The following is a 15304-nucleotide window of genomic DNA, read 5'->3' as shown; positions in this document are numbered from 1 at the left end:
GGAAAGCGGAATGGCCGCTTTCGGGTGGCGAATGGTGTAAGCGGACGTTCGTTTACTTGGCGGGGCCTGGAAAATGGAATGCCTGTGTCAGGTGATTGCAGCACGACCGCTTTCGAGCACATGTTAGTATCAGCGGCCTTTCGTTTACCCTCGACCGGTCGACAGCTAATTTAACCTCGCGCGCATCGGACCGAAAGCGGCCCAAACCGAGCGGCCCTTGCAATATCCGCTCTAACGATTTCAGACGCTTCTGCATTAATCAGACAACTCCGCTAGCGGTTAGCCGATTTCTCGGGGCGGACCCCGGCGGCGGCGATCACCGCGGTCGCCGCGGGGGGCCACGCACCGGTTATCGGGTGATCACGCGAGACGACGTTATTCATGTGTGCCGTCCACATCCCCGCGAGCACGCCGCCGCGGTGCCAGTTGCCGGTGGCGGTGTTGTCGATCGTCACCCGCATCGGGAAGAACTCGTCCATCGTGTTCGCAAACAGCCACTCGCGCGAGCCATCGACTACGTTGTCGCGGACCGTTACGTGGCGCGAACCCTCGTCGAGGTAGAGACCGATCGCGCCGGGGACGTCGAACACGTAATTCTCCGCGATCACCGCGCCGGGATCGGCCGACAGGTGATAGATCGCCCCGCCGTCGGCGAACCATTGCTTCACCTTGTGAATCCGATTGTACGCCACGAAACTGCCCCGCAGCGTCGTCGGGGTGTCGTACACCTTGTTGCCGGGCATGTCGTAATAGCCGCGTTGCCGCGTCCGATAGGTCGGGTTGCCGCCGGGATCGTTGGTGCCCCAACCCCAGCCAATGTCGATCCCGTCATACGGCGCGCCCGACACGTCGTTGTGCGTGATCGACGTTCCCGCCGCATAGGTGACGAGGATCCCCGCCTGCTCCTTGTAATCCTGCGAGAAGGCTTCGATCAAATTGTCGGCGATCGCCAGCGCGCGGTTGCCAATCTCGGCGCGCGGCGGGTGGTGAGCGTCGGCGCGGACCCCGCCCGCCATGATCGCCCCGCCAGAAAGATCGTGGAAGCGGTTGCGCGAGACGACGACGCCCGCGGTGCCGAGCCCGATGCCGCTGAGGTTCGCGTCGGGGTTGTTGCCGATACCGAGCGCGACCTGGCCGAGATGCGCAAAGACGTTCTGGTCGAAGGTGATCCGCGACGCCGCGGCGACCTGCACCGCAGCCGGCGCCTGGTTCCAGCGCTGGCGCATCGCCTCGAACGGCCAGCATCCCCATCGGCAACTCTCGATTGGGTCGGCGGGATAGTTTGGCACCCGCTCGGCGAGATAGGCGCCGCTCTGCTGGCTGGCGTAGCCGTTCGCCGCAGATGGCCCCAGCCAGCTGGTGTAGGAGAAGCGCAGTCCGGTGAAACGCAGGTCCCGGACCGGCACGTCGTAGCTTCCTGCGATCGACAGCAAGGCGGGGAGCCGCGGCAGCACGACGAGCAGGCGGGCCATGTCCTCGCCCGCGCGTGGTTTGTAGTACAGTTTGCCCGCCGCGGGATCGAGATACCATTGCCCCGGGGTCTTCAGGAACGCGCGCGCATTGTGCAGGAACAGTCGGAACCGCTTGCGCGCGATCGAGCGCGCGATCGTGTCGAAGCCGATCAGGTTGTTCGCCCAGCCCGGCTGCTGCATGATCAACCGATCGCCCTCGATCCGATCGACCACCGCATAACGATCGGTGAAATGGCCGGTGCCTTCCACTTCCATCCGGTGCTGTCCGGGCAGATTGGCAAGGTAGCGATAGGCGGCATCGGCGATGACGAGCGCGTCTTCAGCGAAGGTGAAGGCCGTGGGAGGCACCTCGATGCGCGCGCGCTCGGCGAGCCGATTTCCGGCCCAGAGCTGGCGGGAGTCGACACCTTTGGGGACGTCCGCGACCCATACGCCCGCCGCGCGGTCATCGATGCGCCAGCCTTGAACGGGCATCCCGCCGGAGATCAAAGGCGATGCGCCGGGTGCCGCGCGCCAAGTAACGAGATGGCCGGCCTGCCCGCCGTCGTCCGCAGCGAAGCGGAGCGGCGCGGCCAGCGCATAGGTGCCGTCCGCGATCGTAACGACGACGTCGGCGTCATGGTTTACGCTCCGCACTCCCTCCTGCGCTCGCTCCAGCGTTGCGAACGGACGCGCGGGGCTGCCGTCGTTCGCGTCTGATCCTCCAGGCGCGACGAAGAGTTGGACGGCTTCACCTGCACGGTGACCTGACGCAGCATGCGCGGGGGCTGCGAGGAACGCGGCGGTCGCAACGAACGCATGCGTCGTCCAGCGCGTCATTACGGCCATATCACTCTCCTATTTGTTTCAAAAAACTATACTGATATATCAGAGTTGGACAAGTAAGGAGAGACGTGATGCTCGAGGCCCCTTCCATTTTCGATCGTTGCGGTCCGTTGGGGTTCGGGGGTGCCGCGGTAGGCAATCTTTTCGAAGCGGTTTCGGATGATGTCGCCGACGCCACGATCGCGTCTGCGCTGGCGGTCGGACTGACCTATGTGGACACGGCGCCACATTATGGCTTCGGCCTGTCCGAGAAGCGCCTTGGTCGCACGCTCGCCGAACGCGATCCCGACGCGAGGATCGTGCTGTCCACAAAGATCGGGCGGACGCTCGCCCCTGTGCCCGACGCGGATACCAGCCGGGTGCGTCAGGCGTTCATCACGCCCGAGCCGTTCGAGAGCCGGTTCGATTACAGCTACGATGCGGTGATGCGGTCGTTCGAGGAGAGTTGCCGGCGGCTTGGACGCGAGCGGATCGACATCCTCTACGCGCACGACCTGGGCCGGGCGACGCATGGCGATGCGCACCCGGCGTTGTTCGCGCAGTTTCTCGACGGAGGTTATCGCGCGATGCGGGTCCTTCGCGATGAGGGGAGGGTGGGGGCTATTGGCCTCGGTGTTAACGAATGGCAGGTCTGCGTCGAGGCGATGGCGCAGGCTGAGTTCGACGTAATGCTGCTTGCCGGGCGCTACACGTTGCTCGACCAGTCACCCCTCGACCGTTTCTTTCCGGAATGCGCGGCACGCAACGTCGCGGTGATGATTGGCGGGCCATACAATAGCGGCATCCTGGCAGCGGGTACGCGCGGCACCGCGCATTACGATTACGGCGCTGTTCCGCCGGCGGTGATGGAGCGGGTCGCCGCGCTCGAACGCGTCTGCGACTCGCACAGCGTGCCGCTCGCAGCGGCGGCGTTGCAATTCCCGCTGGCCTATCCGCAGGTCGTCTCGGTGATTGCCGGATTGAAAAACCCTGCCGAAGTCGAGCAGGCGGCGGCGATGATGGCCTGGGAGATTCCCACTGCATTATGGAGCGATCTGCGAGACGCCGGTCTCGTCCGGAGCGACGCGCCAGTACCCGTCGCAATGGCACCACGCTCGCTTGACTAACTGATTCAATAATCATATCTGAAATCTCAATTGCTATCGATAACAGCGAAGCAAACATTGGAGGGGATTTCTCATGCGCGTGAAGCACGTCTTACTGGTCGGCGTATCGACCGTCGCAGCCTGTTTCGCTACGTCCGTGACCGCACAGGTTGCAGGTCCTGCCACTTCGACCGAGACCAATCAGGCCAATGCAGTTGAGATGCCAGCCGCCAGCGCGCAGACGACTCCTCAGCCCGACACTGCCGCGAACGGGGTCGGTTCAACCGAAGACATCGTCGTGACCGGTCTGCGAGGCAGCCAGCAGCAGGCCATCCAGCGAAAGCGCGACGCGATCAACGTGGTCGATTCGATCACGACGCAGGACATTGGCAAGCTGCCCGAGCAGAACGTCGCGGAGTCGCTCCAGCGCATCCCGGGCGTGACGATCAGCCGCAATGGCGGCGACGGCCAGTTCGTCTCGGTTCGCGGCCTTGGCCCACAGTTCAACGTCGTGACGCTCAACGGTCGTACGCTCGCCACCGACAATATCGGCCGGGAATTCAGCTTCGATATTCTGCCCTCCGAGCTGATCGGCGGCGCCGACGTTTACAAAAGCCCGACCGCGAAGCTCAACGGCGCGAGCATCGGCGCGACCGTCGATGTCCGCACGATCCGCCCCCTCGACCAGAAGGCCTTCGTCATCGCCGCTTCGTTCGACATGCAGAACGACCAATTGCCTGGCACTTGGAACCCGCGAGCCTCGGGCGTGCTCAGCTGGCACAACGCGGACGGCACCTTTGGCGCGTCGCTGGTCGGTTCGTACCAGAAGCGCGATATCCGTATCGACCAGTTCGACATTGGCGCGGGTTGGGTCACGCATTCGAGCAACGACAGCTATTACGCGGGCCGGGTCGCGCCGTCGGTCGGGCCATTCACTAATGTCTCGATGCCGTCGAACATCTCGCCCAGCTACATCACGTCGAAGCGTGAGCGGATCGGGGCGAGCGGCACCGTCCAATGGAAACCGACGCCGAACCTGACCGCAACGCTCGATGGGTTCTATTCCAAGCTAAACCAGCTCGACCATGTGTCCAGCATCGCTTACGATTTTGGCGGAGGGACCTTAACAAACCAAGTCGTCGAGAATGGCGCGGCGCAGACCCAGACCTTTACCGGCGGCTTTGTCGACCAGATCGTAAGTCGCAATCCGCGCATCGCGACGACCTACCTGGTGGGTCTCAACCTCGACTGGAAGAAGGACGACTTCCACATCAGCGGCGACCTGTCCAAATCGCGTGCCAAGCGGACGGGCAACGACGACCAATACTTCTCCACCATCCGTCGGGTGAACTCGACGCTGACGTGGGACCGCCGCACCGGCAGTCCGATCTTCGACGTCAATTTCTCAAATCCAAACTACGCCAACGCGCCGACGGATGTGAATAATATCGGCGGGCATTACGAGGCAGACGGCGGCACCAACACCAGGGACGACACAGCCGAGTTCCACCTCGACGGAGACTGGAGCCCAGCCGGACCGATCAAGGTCTATGCCGGCATGGCCTATGAAGACCGCTCGAAGCGGGCTGATTCGATCGCGCAGCCGCCGGCTTCGCAATGCGCGTTCTGCGGGGGAACGACCTATGTTCCGATGCCGTCGAACCTGTTCACGACGACGCCGAACAACTGGTTCCCTGGCTACGACGGCAACACGGTCCGCCAGTGGGTCGACTACGATCCGCGGACCTTCACCCAGGCCCTGGCTGGCTATAAGAGCAGTAATCCGAACTTTGTCGGCTACCAGCGCCCCGTGTTCAGTCCCGCGCAGAGCTCGGTGGTGAAGGAGAAGGTCTGGATCGGCTACTTGATGTTCGACGTGAAGGCTGACCTCGGTTCAATGCCGTTGTCGATCAACACGGGTATCCGGTTCGAGGACACAAGCTTCACCTCCAACGGCGCCGCGCAGACGATCCTGTCGGCGGCGTCGAACGGACAGGGACAGAACATTATCACGCTGTCGCCGGTCGTGCCGATCGGGTTCAAGGGGCACTATACCGACCTGCTACCGTCGATGAACGCGCGACTGGATCTGACCGACAAGTTCCTGTTCCGCTTCGCCGCATCGCGCGTGATGAGCCGTCCGACGCTCACCGATCTTTCGCCGGCGCAGACGATCCTGTCGAACCCAGGCAACGAGCAGATTACCCGCGGCAATCCCAATCTGCTGCCGTTCCGCGCTTCGCAGATCGAGGCGGGGCTGGAATGGTATCTCAACCGCTTCTCGTTGCTGTCGGGCGCGATGTTCTACAAGAGCATCGATAGCTTCGTTGCCAGGGCGACGACGCCGCAGCTGGTCGATCAGGTCACGTTCCAGGTCACAACACCGACCAACGGCAAGGGTGCGACCGTCATGGGCTTCGAGCTGAGCTATCGTCAGGCATTCGCCGGTCTCCCATCGCCGTTGGACGGCCTCGGCGTGCAGGCGAGCTATACCTACGTCGACAGCGATGCCAACTACCAGAACCAGGTGACGGGCACGAGCTATGGCCTGGAGGGATTGTCCAAGAACTCGTACAGCCTCGTCGGCTTCTATGAGAAGTATGGAGTGCAGGCGCGTGTCGCCTACACCAAGCGCGACAAATACCTACAAGTCGCCCAAGGGCGCAACGGTCTTCCCACGTATTTCGATGGTTACGGTCAGCTCGACGCCAGCATTACCTACAATATCAACGAGCATTTCTCGCTCAGTGCCAATGCACTCAATTTGAACAATGCGAAGGAGTTCACCTACCAAGTGATCCCGTCGCAGACCTTCAGCTACGCGCTGACGGGGCGCCGCTTCCTGGTTGGCGGTCGTATGAAATTCTGATCCGATCGAGGGCGGGCAGTGCGCCCGCTCTCGTTGCCCGTCCCCCTATGGCCCCAGCGAAAGCTGGGGTCTCTTTTGCGTAACGCGACCTGCACGAACCAAACGTGCAGGCGCAACGAGATGCCGGCATCGCAAGCACTATGCGGCTACACGAGGATCGAGCGATCGATCTCCGCGATGCTGCGCACCCCGGTCAGCGCCATCGCAACCCGCATCTCCTTCTCGATCAGGTCGAGCAGCAGCGACACGCCCGCCTCGCCGTTCGCGGCGAGCGCGTAGAGCCACGCTCGACCGAGCAGGACTCCGTCCGCCCCCAACGCAAGCATCCGCACCACGTCGAGCCCGGATCGGATGCCCGAATCGGCCAACACGGTCAGCCGTCCGCGCACCACCTCCGCGATCGCGGGAAGCACACGGGTGGAGGACAGTACCCCGTCGAGCTGCCGTCCGCCGTGGTTCGAGACCACGATCCCGTCCGCGCCGATATCCGCTGCGGCGCGCGCGTCGTCCGGGTCGAGAATGCCCTTGATGATCAGCGGCCCGTCCCAGGCTGCGCGGATCCAGTCGAGATCCTTCCATGCGATCGACGGATCGAAGTTCGACCCCAGCCAGCCCATATAGTCGTTGAGGCCCGATGCCGCCCCCAGCACGGGCTCCAGGTTGCCGAGCCGGTGCGGACGCCCGCGGATGCCGACGTCCCACGCCCAGCCGGGCTTGCCGATCGCCTGCAGCACGCGCCGAAGCGGCGCGCGCGGGCCCGACATGCCCGAATGGGCGTCACGATAGCGCGCTCCCGGCACCGGCATGTCGACGGTGAACACCAAAGCCTCCGCTCCCGCGGCCTTGGCGGTGTCGATCAGGTCGCGCATGAACGCGCGGTCGCGGATCACGTAGAGCTGGAACCAGGTCGGCCCGTCCTTGGACGCCCCCCTGACCTCGTTCATCGAGCAGATGCCGACCGTCGACAGCGTGAACGGAATGCCACGCGCGTGTGCTGCACGCGCCGCCTGCGTCTCGCCCCGACGGCGGAACATCCCGCCGATCCCGATTGGCCCAAGCGCGATCGGCAGCGGGCGCTTGGCGCCGAACAAGGTGGTCGACAGGTCGATCGCGCTGACGTCGCGTAGCACCCGCTGGCGTAGCGCGATGCCGGCGAGATCGTTCACGTTCGCTGCCAGTGTCGCCTCGGCATAGGCGCCACCGTCGGCGTAATCGAACAGGAAGCGCGGCAGTCGCGCTTTCGCCGCCGCACGGAAATCATGCGTAGAGGCGATGATCATGGTTGGTCCGCCAGACGGTAGATGCACGTCATTTCGGCCCAGCTTTGCGCATCATGGATCGGCCGCTGGAGCGCTGCCATGTCCTCCGCCCAAGCGCGGATCGCCGGGTCGTTCGCATCTGCCTCGGCGAGCGCGGCGGGATCGAAGTCGTCGCCGACATCCATGATCATGAACAGCCGATCGGCAACGCGGTAAATTTCCATCGCCAGAATTCCGCCGGCGCGGATGTTGGCGTTGACCGCGGCGGGTGGGCCGCCGGGACGGTGGCGGCGCTCATATTCCGCTCTCGCCGCGGGGTCGAGGTCGATCGCCTGGCAGATGCGGCGCGTCATGTGTTGCTCCAGCCACCGTCGATGATGTGGATCACCCCGGTCGTGTAGCTCGATTCGTCGCTGGCGAGGTACAAAGCAAGCCGCGCGACCTCTCCGGCCTCACCGATCCGACCCATCGGCTGACGGGCGACGAACTGCGCGCGCGCCGCGTCGGCGTCGCCGGTAGCAGCGAGACGCTCGTCGAGCGAGGGGCTCTGCACCGTCCCCGGACAGATTGCGTTGCAGCGAATGCCTTTGGCAACATAGTCCGCCGCTACCGATTTGGTGAGCCCGACCATCGCCGCTTTCGATGCGCCATAAGCGAAGCGATTGGCGACCCCGAGGACCGCCCCGGCGACCGACGCCATGTTGACGATCGTGCCGCCGCCGCCCTCGATCATCGCGGGCAGCAGGGCCTGGATCATCCGCATCGGTGCACGGACGTTGAGATCGAACGACAGGTCGTAACCGCGATCGGTCGTCGAAAGGATGTCGCCTGCATCGACATAGCCCGCGCAATTGAACAGCACGTCCACGCGACCGACATCCGCCCCGAATGCCGCGATCGCCGAAGCATCGAGCAAGTCGATCGTGTGGGTCTCGCAGCCTTGTAGCGTGGCGAGCGTGTCTGCATTCAGATCGAGCGCGATCACACACGCACCCTCGTGCGCGAAGAGTTCGGCCGCGGCCCGGCCGATCCCTTGACCTGCCCCGGTGACGACGGCGCGCTTACCCGCGAGCCGTCCGCTCGCTGCTCCCCCGTTCACGCTTGAACCGCCGTTTGGCGCTGCCTGCCGAGCCCGTCGATGCCGAGTTCGATGACGTCGCCAGCTTTCAGGTAAGTAGGCGGCTTCTGGCCAAGCCCTACTCCTGCTGGGGTGCCGGTCGAGATGATGTCGCCAGGCATCAGCGTCATATAGCGGCTGATGTGGCTGACGAGCGTCGCGACCCCGAACACCATCTCGCGGGAGTTGCCGTCCTGGTAGCGGTGGCCGTTGACCTCCAGCCACATACCCAGCGCCTGGGGATCGTCGACCTCGTCCGCCGTCAGCAGCCAGGGACCGATGGGTCCGAACGTGTCGCAGCTCTTTCCCTTAACCCATTGACCGCCGTGTTCGAGCTGGAACGCGCGCTCGGACACGTCGTGGACCAGCACGTAGCCGGCGACGTGGCTCATCGCCTCGGCCTCGGACACGTCGCGGGCGATGTCGCCGATGACGACGCCCAGTTCGACCTCCCAGTCCGTCTTTTCCGAGCCGCGCGGTATTCTGAGGTCGTCGTTGGGGCCGCAGATCGCGGTGGTCGCCTTCATGAAAATCACCGGCTGTTCGGGCACCGCGAGGTTCGATTCGGCAGCATGATCGCGGAAGTTTAGCCCGACGCAGATCATCTTGCCGACCGCGCCGATTGCGGCGCCGATGCGGGTGCCATCGGGGATCGCGGGCAGCGTCGATGGGTCGACGGCGCGCAGCTCGGCGAGACCGCCCTGCGTCAGCGTCGTACCGGCGATATCGGGAACGATGTCCGAAAGGTCGCGGGCGACGCCGGCGGCGTCGATCATGGCAGGGCGTTCAGCGCCGAGTTCGCCGTAGCGGGCGAGTTTCATGGTAAGTCCTTTCTAGAGTGCGAGATCGTAGAAGCGCGTGGCACAGCCTGCGAACAGCTGCGCCGCATCGGCATCGGCCGCGAGCGTGCGCGCGTCGCGGAGCCAGTCGGTCCAGCTGTCGCCCGCCAGCGCTATGACTGGCCAGTCGCTGCCCCACATCAGCCGCTCGCCGAAGCAGTCGACGAGGTGGGTGACATAGGGCGCCAGGTCGCAGGCAGGCTGACCGAGGGTCTGCTCAGTCCGCAGCCCGGATAGCTTGCAGTGCAGCCCGACGTCCGCAAGCCGGGCGATGTCGTCACGCCACGGGCCCAGCGTGCCATTGGCGGCGAACGGCTTGGCGGCATGGTCGATGACGATGGGCAGCGTCGGCCAACGTGCCGCGAAGGTGGCGAGCATCGGCAGGTGCCGCGGCTGGACGAGCGCATCGAGCCTGAGACCTTGGTCCTCCATCGCCGCCAGCGCGGGCGCAAGCTCCGCGCGAAGCAGCCAGTCGGTGTCGGCAATCCCTTGAAGCATCGGCCGAAGCCCGCGCAGCTTAGGGCGGAATGCCAGCGCCGCGATGCGGGCGGGTGCCTCGGAGGCGGTCAGATCGACCCAGCCGACTACCGCTTTCACCAGTGGTTCGGCGTTGGCGAGGGCAAGCATCCAGTCGGTGTCGTGGTCTGTTGGTTGCGACTGGACGAGCACAGTGCCTGCGAGATCGACACCCGCGGTCGCCTCGCGCAGATCCCCAGGGCCGAAGTCACGATGCACCGAAGGCCATTCGGCCGTCGGCCATTCGTGCTCGGGCTCGCCGAATGCCCAGAAATGCTGGTGCGCGTCGACGATCCTCATCGCGTCACACCATGCCGAGAATACGCTGCAACGCCGCCTGAAAATGATAGGAGAGCGCTGCCTCGGCCGCATCGCCGTCGCGCGCGGCGCAGGCATTGAGGATGTCGAGATGTTCGCGGAGCGTCCGCAGCACGAGCGGCCGCGTTACCAGCCGGTCCATGCGGACGAGCGTGACATAGTTCTTCAGCCGCCGTGCGGTCGTCTCGACCAACGGATTGCGTAGGCTGGCGATCATGCTCCCATGCAGCCGCTGCTCGATCTCGTCGAGCGCCAGAAGGTCCGGCTCGGCATGCTCGACCTGATCGATCAGCGCATGATGATCGTCGATCAGTTTCTGGATCAACGCCGCGTCGCCCGATTCCGCAAACGCACGCGCCGCGGGCCGCTCGATGATCGACCGGAACTGGTAGGTCGACCGTGCCAATTCCAGGTCCGCCTTGGTGAACTGGATCCCCGATCGCGGATGGATCGTGACCAACCCTTCCGATTCCAGCGCGCGCAGCGCGTCGCGCAGCGGCTGAACCGGCAGGTCTAACAGCTTCATCAGCTCCGCCTGCGACAGGAATGCACCCGCGGGCACAGTACGGTCGAACAGCCCCTGCAAGATTGCGCGATACGCCTTTTCGCCCAGCCGCAGGATCACATCGGGATCGGCCGGGTCGGTCAATCGCGCGCGGGAGGTCTTTTTTGGCTTGGTTACGGTCATGCATCGAACGTTACCAGTGGCGAGCGTGCCGAATCAATCGGCATCGCGATCTGGCGGGACGCGGTGAGCGGCACGACGAGGTCGGCACGCGACGGCATCTCCGCCAGAATGTGCCGCGTCAGCCGCTCATAGTGCGCCACGAACCGCGCGACCGCGGCGTCGTCCATCACTGCGGGGCCAGGGCGTGCTACGCGTAAGGCGTTCTCCTGCTCGCGGCGCCAGGCGAGCACGGTCGCGAAATCCGGGGTGGCGAGCAGGACCAGCGCGTCGATCCGCGCGAACAGCGACTGGTAGGCGTCGGCGAGTGCGGCGTTGCTGGCGGTGCGCCAGTCTCCCTTGGAATCTTCGTCACGTTCCAGCCCATTGACCGGCGCGGCAAGCGCGGCGCTGTCCTGCGGCGTGGCGCCGACGCACCAGCCTTCGAAGATCAGCAGGTCGCATGGCGCCGGTGCCTTGGGCCACTGCGCCACGGCGGCACGGTCGTCGTAAGTCTTGTCGAAGCGGGGCAGCGCGACCGGCTCGCCACGGTCGACCGCGCCGAGCACCTCCAATCCGAGCGTGACGTCGTGCGTCCCCGGCACGCCGCGTGTGGCGAACAGCGGATGGACCGCGCGCGCCAGCGCCTCGCGGTCGGCACGGCGCAGATAGAGATCGTCGAGCGAGAGCACCGCGGTGCGATCGAAGCGCCGTGCCATCCCTGCGGCGATCGTCGACTTGCCGCTTCCCTGCGCGCCGCACAGCCCAACCACCAGAGGGGTATGCGCCGTTCGCGTCGCGAGCCGAGCCGCGATGAAATCGCCGATGACTTCGTCAGGCGACACGATCGGTCAGCTCCTGTCCGGCGAAAAAAGCATCGATCGCGTCCGCCGCCTGCATCCCCATCGCAACGCGCGCGGTCGTCGTCGCGCTGCCGAGATGCGGCAGCAGCACGGCGTTCTCGCAGGCGAGCAGCGCGGGCTCCACCGACGGCTCACGCTCGTACACGTCGAGCCCGGCGGCAGCGAGCGGCCCATCCCGCAAAGCGACGGCGAGCGCGCGTTCGTCGACCACTGTGCCGCGGGCGGTGTTCACCAGGATCGCCCCGGGCTTCATGCCCGCGAGCAGTTTCGCGTCGATCAGATGCTCCGTCGCCACACCGCCGGGGACATGCAGCGACAGAACGTCGACGCTGGCGACGAGTTCGACGAGTTTGTCCACGCGCTTTGCCCCGCACTCGGCTTCGATCTCCGCGCTCGCGGCGGATCGCGAATAATAGAGGATCGACATGCCCATCGCACGCGCGCGCCGCGCGGTCGCCTGCGCGATCCGGCCGAAGCCGACCAACCCGAGCGATCGTTCGGTCAGCCCGGAGCCGATGAGATGTGTCGGTCGCCAGCCAGTCCAGCGCCCGGCCCGCAATTCACGCTCGCCTTCGCCGGCGCGGCGCGCGGCCATCAGCATCAGCAGAATCGCGAGTTCGGCGGTCGTCTCGGTCAGTGCGCCGGGAGTGTTGGTGACCGTGACGCCCGCAGCTCGGGCAGCACCGAGATCGATATGATCCGTACCGGCGCCGTAATTGGCGATCAGCCGAACTCTGCAATCGGACGTCGCGAGCAAAGCCGCATCGATCCGGTCGGTGATCGTCGGCAGCATTACGTCCTGCTCGCGCATCGCCGCGGTGAGTGCGGCGCGGTCGAGCGGTACGTCGTCCGCGTTGATCGTCACCTCGTAGGAAGCCGCCAGTCGTTGCTCGACCGCTTCGGGCAGCCGCCGGGTGACGAAGATTCGCGCCCGCGTCATCGTACCGACCGGATTGGTAGCACGAAGAACGATCCCGCCAGCACGAACACGCCAGCGACGATGAACAGCAGGGGATAGTCGTTGTGGGTCATCGTCAGCAGCGCGGCTGCCATGACAGGGCTCAGGATCTGCGGCACGTTGACCGCGGTCGTCAGGATGCCGAGGTCCTTGCCCGTGTCGCCAGCGCTCGACGCACCCTTGGGCAGCACTTCTGTCATCAGCGCAAGGTCGACCGACATGAATGCGCCATAGCCCAGCCCGATCAGCACCGCATAGACGTACATCCCGGTCATCGTCGGAACGAGCAGCGGCATCGCGACCGCCAGCGCCATGATCACGCTCGCCGCGAAGACCAGCGGCTTGCGTCGGCCGATGCGGTCGGAGAGTAAGCCTGAGCCCAGCCCCGAGATCACGAGCGCCACGAACGTGACCGAGGAGAGCGCCGCGATCGTCGAATTGGCCTTCGCCTGAGTCAGCCCGATGTGATCCTGCAGGATGTAGAGCAGGTAGGTGACGATCGCCTGATAGCCCATGTAGATCGTGAACCGGCCCAGGAACGCCCAGGCGAAGTCGGGGTGCTCGCGCGGCGACACCCAGAAGCCCTTGAGGAACGCGCCGATCCGGAACGGCGTCGCCGGCGGCAAAGCCACGCGGCGTTCCGGATTGATGAGGACGAAGGCGAGGGATACCGCGATGATCGCACCGCCCAGCAACGTGTATGCCATCACCAGCCGATCGGCGAACAGTCCGCCGTAGATCGTGCCCGCGGATACGCCTGCTGTCATCGCGGCGCCGACCACGCCCGAAGCGAGCCCGCGCTCGGCAGTCGAGAAACGGTCCGCGACAATCGTCGTGATCGCGGGCTGCATTGCGTTGAGCGTCACCGTTGCGATAACCCAGAACAGGGTGATTCCGGCGAGCCCCCCCATGTGTGGCACCACCATGAGCGATGCGCCGCCAAGCGTCGCGCCGATCACGATCCACGGCGTCCGCCTTCCGAAACGCGTCCGTGTCCGGTCGGATAGTGCTCCCGCGATCGGCGTCGCGAGCGTGCTGAACACCGACGTGATCGCGAAGACGATGCCGAGCGCCTTGGTCTTGGCGGAAGCGTCGATGTTCTGGATCTGGTTGGGCAGCAATACGCCCAGTACCGCCGCGTACAGCGTCAATAGGACGAAGAAGACGACGCCAAGCGAGACGAGCAGCACGATCTTCGCGGCACCCGAGACGTGCCGGTCGCCGCCGACGTCGACGGGCGTGGTGAGCGCCTCCAGCGCCGCGGCCTCGGGTGTCAGCGTCATGCCGCAAGTGCCCGTTGGGGCAGCGGGGCTTCGCCGAGCGCCTCGAGCGCACACAATGTGGGTTGCCGATGCTCGCGCCGCGCGGTCTCGCTCAGGATCAACCCGTGACCGGGTTCCTGGCTGCCGGTGATCAGGCCGTCGACGATCGTGTACGGCCGCTCGACCAAGTGATCGAAATTCTGGAAACTATACTCCAGCCAACGCACGCCAGGCAGCGCCAGCGCCATGTTGACGCCGATCTCGAGAAAGGTGTTGCCGAACGTTACCTCTATATTCGCTTCCTCCGCCAGCCAGCCCGCGCGCATCACGTCGCTTACCTGGCCGTGGACGTTGAGCATGTCGCACGCGCGCGCCTCGATCAGCCGACGCTTGCCGCCGAGATCGAGATATTCGCCCGAATTGATCCGCGTGAGGCCGCTCGCCCGAAGCATGCGCAACCCGTCGAAATCGTCGCGCGGGATTGGATCCTCCGCCCAGTAAATCGAATGGCCTGCCTTCGCGAACGTCTCCAGCGCGACGATTGCCTCGCGCGCGGTCCACGCTTCGTTGGCGTCGATCATCACCGGCCGCGTGTCACCGACCGCCCGCTTGAGCAGATCAAGGCGGTGGACGTCGCGCTCGAGATCGGAATGGCCCACCTTGATCTTGAAGCCGCGGTAGCCCGCCGCGGCGGCACCGCCGAACAACTCTCCGAACGCGTGGTCGGACAGGTGGAAATCGAGGCCACTGGCATAGACCGGCACGCTGTCGCGCTTCTCGCCCAGCATCCTCCACAGCGGGAGCCCGTTCTGCTTGGCAAACAAGTCCCACACCGCGTGCTGGATAGCCTCCTCGAACGGCAGCGTCATCCGACGGACGTTGCCGCCCCGCGCGCGTCCCAGGCCGAGCGCGATCGACGATGCTTCGCGCCCCTCCAGCCGCGGCCATGCCTCGCCCGTGAAAACCCGGACGATCTCGGCTTCGTCGGGAAAGGGCTGAAACAGGGTCTGCGCAAAGCCGAGCCCGACGCGCCCGTCTCCGTCGATCAGCTCGATCGTTGCGATATTGGCGTCTTCGGCGCGCACTTGCGAATCGCCGATCACGCGGTCGCGGCGAAACTGGAAGCGTGTAATCCTGAACTTGACGATCATCGTATCGGACATCGCCGCTTAACTCCCGTTTGACATATCAGACGAACTAGATGATTAGTTCTGGGACGGCAAGATACAACAGTACGATGTCGATCGAGCGCTCGGG

The 15304-nt window shown here is 65.1% G+C and carries 13 protein-coding genes; 2 read left to right on the top strand and 11 right to left on the bottom strand.

Annotation, left to right across the window (positions count from 1 at the left end; translation table 11 throughout):
* Window positions 1-272: 272 nt before the first annotated feature.
* The gene (locus RH91_RS02175) at window positions 273-2300 is read right to left on the bottom strand and encodes a right-handed parallel beta-helix repeat-containing protein (RefSeq protein ID WP_010160863.1); all 2028 of its coding nucleotides are present in this window, start codon (window positions 2298-2300) and stop codon (window positions 273-275) included.
* Window positions 2301-2368: 68 nt separating this feature from the next.
* On the opposite strand from RH91_RS02175, the gene RH91_RS02170 reads away from it, so the two are divergent.
* Both RH91_RS02170 and RH91_RS02165 read left to right on the top strand, forming a co-directional pair.
* The gene (locus RH91_RS02170; RefSeq protein ID WP_051116662.1) at window positions 2369-3403 is read left to right on the top strand and encodes an aldo/keto reductase; all 1035 of its coding nucleotides are present in this window, start codon (window positions 2369-2371) and stop codon (window positions 3401-3403) included.
* Window positions 3404-3476: 73 nt separating this feature from the next.
* The gene (locus RH91_RS02165; protein ID WP_010160861.1) at window positions 3477-6251 is read left to right on the top strand and encodes a TonB-dependent receptor; all 2775 of its coding nucleotides are present in this window, start codon (window positions 3477-3479) and stop codon (window positions 6249-6251) included.
* A gap of 146 nt (window positions 6252-6397) precedes the next feature.
* On the opposite strand, the gene lldD is transcribed toward RH91_RS02165, so the two are convergent.
* Genes lldD through RH91_RS02115 form a run of 10 tightly spaced genes read right to left on the bottom strand, consistent with a single transcriptional unit; the run spans window position 6398 to window position 15210 of the window.
* Window positions 6398-7531: an FMN-dependent L-lactate dehydrogenase LldD gene (gene lldD, locus RH91_RS02160; RefSeq protein WP_010160860.1), complete on the bottom strand. Its 1134-nt coding sequence runs from the start codon at window positions 7529-7531 to the stop codon at window positions 6398-6400.
* Window positions 7528-7863 carry an L-rhamnose mutarotase gene (locus RH91_RS02155; protein ID WP_010160859.1) on the bottom strand — a complete coding sequence of 112 codons (336 nt, stop codon included), beginning with the start codon at window positions 7861-7863 and terminating at the stop codon, window positions 7528-7530. Before RH91_RS02155 ends, lldD begins: the two co-directional genes overlap by 4 nt.
* Window positions 7860-8609 carry an SDR family oxidoreductase gene (locus RH91_RS02150; protein WP_010160858.1) on the bottom strand — a complete coding sequence of 250 codons (750 nt, stop codon included), beginning with the start codon at window positions 8607-8609 and terminating at the stop codon, window positions 7860-7862. Before RH91_RS02150 ends, RH91_RS02155 begins: the two co-directional genes overlap by 4 nt.
* On the bottom strand, window positions 8606-9448 hold the full coding sequence (locus tag RH91_RS02145; RefSeq protein ID WP_010160857.1) for a fumarylacetoacetate hydrolase family protein: 843 nt from the start codon (window positions 9446-9448) through the stop codon (window positions 8606-8608). Before RH91_RS02145 ends, RH91_RS02150 begins: the two co-directional genes overlap by 4 nt.
* Window positions 9449-9460: 12 nt before the next feature.
* Window positions 9461-10282: an amidohydrolase family protein gene (locus RH91_RS02140; protein WP_010160856.1), complete on the bottom strand. Its 822-nt coding sequence runs from the start codon at window positions 10280-10282 to the stop codon at window positions 9461-9463.
* A gap of 4 nt (window positions 10283-10286) precedes the next feature.
* Window positions 10287-10988 carry a GntR family transcriptional regulator gene (locus RH91_RS02135; protein ID WP_010160855.1) on the bottom strand — a complete coding sequence of 234 codons (702 nt, stop codon included), beginning with the start codon at window positions 10986-10988 and terminating at the stop codon, window positions 10287-10289.
* Window positions 10985-11809: a kinase gene (locus RH91_RS02130; protein WP_010160854.1), complete on the bottom strand. Its 825-nt coding sequence runs from the start codon at window positions 11807-11809 to the stop codon at window positions 10985-10987. The genes RH91_RS02135 and RH91_RS02130 overlap by 4 nt, the downstream gene beginning before the upstream one ends.
* Window positions 11799-12767: a 2-hydroxyacid dehydrogenase gene (locus RH91_RS02125; RefSeq protein WP_010160853.1), complete on the bottom strand. Its 969-nt coding sequence runs from the start codon at window positions 12765-12767 to the stop codon at window positions 11799-11801. The genes RH91_RS02130 and RH91_RS02125 overlap by 11 nt, the downstream gene beginning before the upstream one ends.
* Entirely contained in the window at window positions 12764-14068 is a 1305-nt protein-coding gene (locus RH91_RS02120) for an MFS transporter (protein ID WP_010160852.1), read from the bottom strand. Before RH91_RS02120 ends, RH91_RS02125 begins: the two co-directional genes overlap by 4 nt.
* The gene (locus tag RH91_RS02115; RefSeq protein ID WP_010160851.1) at window positions 14065-15210 is read right to left on the bottom strand and encodes a mandelate racemase/muconate lactonizing enzyme family protein; all 1146 of its coding nucleotides are present in this window, start codon (window positions 15208-15210) and stop codon (window positions 14065-14067) included. Before RH91_RS02115 ends, RH91_RS02120 begins: the two co-directional genes overlap by 4 nt.
* Between the last annotated feature and the right edge of the window lie 94 nt (window positions 15211-15304).

This window comes from Sphingomonas sp. PAMC 26617, from assembly GCF_000242835.1.
GTDB lineage: Bacteria > Pseudomonadota > Alphaproteobacteria > Sphingomonadales > Sphingomonadaceae > Sphingomonas.
This window is presented reverse-complemented; position numbering and strand designations above follow the sequence as displayed.

Bases quoted from the DNA above. Each gene is read 5' to 3' on its own strand.
- RH91_RS02125 (WP_010160853.1), bottom strand. From the start codon at position 12,767: ATGACGCGGGCGCGAATCTTCGTCACCCGGCGGCTGCCCGAAGCGGTC.
- RH91_RS02170 (WP_051116662.1), top strand. From the start codon at position 2,369: ATGCTCGAGGCCCCTTCCATTTTCGATCGTTGCGGTCCGTTGGGGTTC.
- RH91_RS02175 (WP_010160863.1), bottom strand. From the start codon at position 2,300: ATGGCCGTAATGACGCGCTGGACGACGCATGCGTTCGTTGCGACCGCC.
- lldD (WP_010160860.1), bottom strand. From the start codon at position 7,531: ATGATCATCGCCTCTACGCATGATTTCCGTGCGGCGGCGAAAGCGCGA.
- RH91_RS02165 (WP_010160861.1), top strand. From the start codon at position 3,477: ATGCGCGTGAAGCACGTCTTACTGGTCGGCGTATCGACCGTCGCAGCC.
- RH91_RS02135 (WP_010160855.1), bottom strand. From the start codon at position 10,988: ATGACCGTAACCAAGCCAAAAAAGACCTCCCGCGCGCGATTGACCGAC.
- RH91_RS02145 (WP_010160857.1), bottom strand. From the start codon at position 9,448: ATGAAACTCGCCCGCTACGGCGAACTCGGCGCTGAACGCCCTGCCATG.
- RH91_RS02155 (WP_010160859.1), bottom strand. From the start codon at position 7,863: ATGACGCGCCGCATCTGCCAGGCGATCGACCTCGACCCCGCGGCGAGA.
- RH91_RS02120 (WP_010160852.1), bottom strand. From the start codon at position 14,068: ATGACGCTGACACCCGAGGCCGCGGCGCTGGAGGCGCTCACCACGCCC.
- RH91_RS02140 (WP_010160856.1), bottom strand. From the start codon at position 10,282: ATGAGGATCGTCGACGCGCACCAGCATTTCTGGGCATTCGGCGAGCCC.
- RH91_RS02115 (WP_010160851.1), bottom strand. From the start codon at position 15,210: ATGTCCGATACGATGATCGTCAAGTTCAGGATTACACGCTTCCAGTTT.